Raw genomic sequence first — 4158 nt, 5'->3', positions numbered from 1 at the left:
CTCCGCGATTGCTGCTCTGGCGCGCCTGGGTCGCCCTGCAGCGCGAGCACGCGTCGGAGGCCGAGAACGCCCTGCGCGCGGCGACCGGCGGACGCCCTCTCGGCGCGCGCGATCGACTCCTCGCCGATGCCGTCGAGCTCGGGCTCGTGCGGCGCAACGGCCAGCCCTCCGAGCTCCCGCCGGTCTGGCAGCGCGCACAGGAGTCCCTGCTGCGCGTTCAGATCGACCTGTTCACCCTCGTCCCCCTCGGCGAGTTCGCCGTGTCGGCGGCTCGTGTCGGCGAATTCAGCGCCGTGCGCTCGTCGCTCGAACGGGCTGAGCAGCTGCTGACCGCTCTCGGACGCCCCGCCCTGTGGGAGACGAGCCTGCAGTGGTCGGGCCTGCACGCCAGCATCCTGCTGGGCAGTCCCGAGGAGCTCACGGTCCACGCACGCGCCCTGCGGGCCGCGGCCGAGCACTCGCCCCTGGCGGCCCGACTGGCGCGCGCCGGACGGGTGTGGACGGACGTCCTCACCGGCGTCGTCGACGTGGATGCCATCGAAGAGTCCGCCGCCGCCCTCGCGGCGAGCGGGTTCGCCTGGGACGGTGCGCGCCTGGCCAGTCACGGCGCGAGCAAGTCGACCGATCGACGCATCATCGCGCGCCTGCTCGCGTGCGCCCGCCAACTGCACCCGCGCGAGCGCGTCGAGACGCCCGTGACCCCGGCGACCGACACCGGCCCGGTTCCGGTGTCCACGCGCGCGGCCGAGGGTTCCGGCATCCTGAGCGAGCGCGAGCGGGAGGTCGCGGCGCTGGTGCTGCAGGGCAAGACCTACGCCGAGATCGGCGAGACGATCTTCATCTCGCCGCGCACCGCCGAGCACCACATCGCCCGCATCCGCAGACGCCTCGGCGCCACCTCGCGCTCCGACCTCATGAGCCGTCTGCGCATGGCTCTCGACGACGGTTCGCACGCCCCGGAACCGACGGCGCAGGCCACCGGCGACGACGCGCGATCCGCCAGGGTGCTCGCGTCCGCCAAACCCCTATGACCCACCCCGCGCTATGGGGGTTCCCCCCGACGCGCACACACACCCCCTCGACCTAACGTCGATCCCAAGGAACAACCGTGAGGAGACCCCAATGAGCGTCACGCTGGCGACCATGGCAGATGCGCTGATCGAATTCATCCTGAGCCTCCTACGCGATCCGGAGGCCGCAGCCGAGTTCGAAGAAGACCCGGAAGGCGCGATGGCGGCACGGGGGTTGAACAATGTCTCGTACGCGGACGTGTGCTCGGTCGCCCCGGTCATCGCCGAGAAGCCCCACGTGATCGTGAACACCCAGCCCGCGCCGGTTCCGGTGGGCCCCAAGCCGGAGTGGAACCCGGTGGTGAAGGAGATCAAGTCGATCACCACCCAGCTGTCGTACACCCACATCGACGACCGTGACACGATCGTCGACCAGTCGGTGAACCAGAACATCTGGGCCAACGGCGACGTCAACCAGACCTTCGGCAACGAAGCCGTCGTCGCCTCGGGTGACGACGCCATCGCCGCCGGCAACGACGTCGACCAGGACACCACTCTCGACAACTCCACCGATATCAACGCCGGCAACGACGTCAACATCGGCAACGACGAGACGAACACCGACATCGACGGCTCGTACAACGACACCGACGAGACCACCGAGACGACCGACAACTCCACCGACGTCGACCTGACCGATTCGGCCAACGACTCCTCGACGGACGTCGTGGTCGACGACTCGTTCAACGACACCACCGACACGACGGTCGACACCTCGGTCGACGAGGACACCACCGTCGTGTTCGACTCGGGCAACGATGTCATCATCGAAGACACCTCGGATGACACCCTCTGACACGCCTTCGGAACGGCGGGTGGGCTCTCACGAGCTCACCCGCCGTTCCGGTGCGCCCGCGCCTCAAGCGCAGGTGCGCCGCTCGCCGGCACCGCCGCCGTACGAACCGCCCCCCAAGGCCGTCAAGCCCGAGCGTCCCGCGCTGCACGACAAGGCCGCAGCCCCCGTCATGGTCAAGATGCCGCCGCCCGCCGCGGTGCGTCTCGCGCAGATCGGCTGGGTGCTCAGCCTGGTCGTCGGCGCCATCACCGTGGGGTACCTCTTCATCATCCGCCAGACGATCGATCCCGACATCGAGGCGATCGTGCGCGGGGTCGATTCCTCGCGGCCGTCCGAGACGGTCAGCACCGCCGCCGACATCGTCTTCTGGTGCGTCTTCGGCGCGCTGGTCACGGTGCTGCTGGTGCAGATCACCTCGCTCGTGTCGTTCAACAACCGCCGCAACAACGCGCGGTGGTGGATGCTCGGAATCCTGCTGTTCCTGGCCGTGACGGTCCTGGCGGCGCGGCAGTTCGTGGCCGTCGGCGACCGGGGTGTGCCGCTGGATCGGCTGCTGCTGATCCAACTCGGCCTGTCGGCGCTCGGTCTGCTGTTCTCGGTGATCCCGGCGGCTCTGCGCTGGACCCGACGCAAGCACGACATCCGGCGCGGCAGTCCCGGCAGCAGCCCCTCAGCCGAGTTCTGACGAAGCGGCATCCGATCCTCGACGGACGGATGCCGCTTCTGTTTCGCGTCAGGCAGGTCCGCTCGAGAGCACCGCGTCCGACGCGACACCGCGGTCGGCGTCACCGGTCGCGTCAGGCCCGAGCAGATCGGATGCCGCGCCCTCGACGCTGCGGACCACGCCGCGGCACAGGTCGGCGGTGTGGCGATCGGTGAGGGGCGACTCCGCGAGGGAGTGCCAGTGCGCGAGCAGGCCGTCGATGCGCTCGCGCTGCGCGGGAGGCGCCGCATCGTCGCCGAGACCCAACCGGCGCGCGGGCGCGAGTCCCGACCCGCCCACGATCCGCTCCGCCTCGGCGAGCGCCTCGGCGTCGAGTTCGGGCGGGGCCGTGCGCAGCTCCGCCAGCAGCGACAGCTCGCGCAGATCGTGACTCTGCGCCGTGAGGCGCTCGATGGAAGCCAGCAGCCCGGCGGTGTGCGGGCGCGGGCGCTCGCGAACGAGACGTTCGACACTGTGCAGGATGCCGCGCGCCTTCAGCGCGAAGGCGCGACCGCGGAACTGGTCCTCGACGAAGCGCTGCACCTCGACCAGGCCGCTCTGCTGCACGAGCCGGTCGGACAGAGCCGACGACGTGGTCGCCCCGCCGCGGATGAGCGCCGCCGCCAGCCGCACTCCGAACAGGCCGAAGCGACGCAGCAGGCCGCGGCGTATCTCCACGCTCAGGGCGGTGTCGTCGGTTGCGCGAGTGAAGCGGTCGACGGTCAGCAGCAGCTTGTCGCGCGTCGCGCGGTCCATCAGCGCGATATGGCGGAGGGCGATGAACTCGCTCTCGCGGAGTGTGCGTCCCCCCTCAGCGAGGAGGCCCGCCACCGGCACCACGTCGAGCGCCAGCGACCGCAACTCGCCGTCGCGGCGGTACCGGTCGGCGATCTTCGCCGCCGACAGCAGCGAGTCGATGCGCCCCGAGCCGATCTCGTCGGCGCGAGACAGGACGGCCAGGGCGTTGACGGTCTGCGACTCCCCCGCGGCGGTGTCGCGGAAGGCCTCGAGGAACTTGAGGTCTTCGGCGTGCACGTGGCGGAGCAGGTAGATGATGGCATCCGCCGCCGTCGGGGTGTCTTTCGGGATGAAGAAGTCGGTCGATCGCGCCGAGTTCTCGACGGTCAGCGAGGCGATGCCCGGGGTGTCGATGAGGACCGTGGAACGGAGGCTCTCGCTCGGCCAGGCCACATCGATCCAGGCGACCTCCTCGGCGGTGAACCCGCCCATGTCGAGCACGAGGCGCCCCTCGTGCCGGCGCACCGGACGCGAGATCCGACGGCCGTCGTGCAGGCGCAGATCCACGCGGGCGGTCGACCCGTAGCGATACCACGTGATCGTGCGCGTGCACTCCCCCGCGTCGGTCGGGGCGATCCGCTCGCCGATGAGGGCGTTCAGCAGGGTGGACTTACCCGCTTTGACGATGCCGGCGACGGCCAGGCGCAGCGGCTCGCGCAGTCGCGCGCGGAACGACTCCAGCACCTCGACCGCGGCCGCGTCATCGGCGTACGCGCTCAGGGCGTCGTCGACGATGCGGGCGACCTCGGGCAGTCCGGCGCTCACCGCCCGACCGCCGCGCGGGCGGGGCG

General features: G+C 70.7%; 4 protein-coding genes. 3 read left to right on the top strand and 1 reads right to left on the bottom strand.

The window, feature by feature from the left end:
• From RWP81_RS14835 to RWP81_RS14825, 3 genes are all read left to right on the top strand, one after another.
• Nucleotides 1–1031: LuxR C-terminal-related transcriptional regulator (locus RWP81_RS14835; RefSeq protein ID WP_314457374.1), on the top strand; the 1031-nt coding region annotated here is incomplete at its 5' end.
• A gap of 91 nt (nucleotides 1032–1122) precedes the next feature.
• Complete coding sequence (locus tag RWP81_RS14830; protein WP_314457372.1) at nucleotides 1123–1866, top strand: IniB N-terminal domain-containing protein; 744 nt, start codon at nucleotides 1123–1125, stop codon at nucleotides 1864–1866.
• A complete protein-coding gene (locus RWP81_RS14825; RefSeq protein ID WP_314457369.1) occupies nucleotides 1853–2551 on the top strand; it encodes a hypothetical protein in 699 nt (232 codons plus the stop codon). Before RWP81_RS14830 ends, RWP81_RS14825 begins: the two co-directional genes overlap by 14 nt.
• A gap of 48 nt (nucleotides 2552–2599) precedes the next feature.
• Here the strand turns inward: RWP81_RS14825 and RWP81_RS14820 are convergent.
• Nucleotides 2600–4158: dynamin family protein (locus tag RWP81_RS14820; protein ID WP_314457367.1), on the bottom strand; the 1559-nt coding region annotated here is incomplete at its 5' end.

This window comes from uncultured Microbacterium sp., from assembly GCF_963521695.1.
GTDB lineage: Bacteria > Actinomycetota > Actinomycetes > Actinomycetales > Microbacteriaceae > Microbacterium.
The sequence above is the reverse complement of the archived record's forward strand: the minus strand, read 5'-3'. Positions and strand labels throughout refer to the sequence as shown.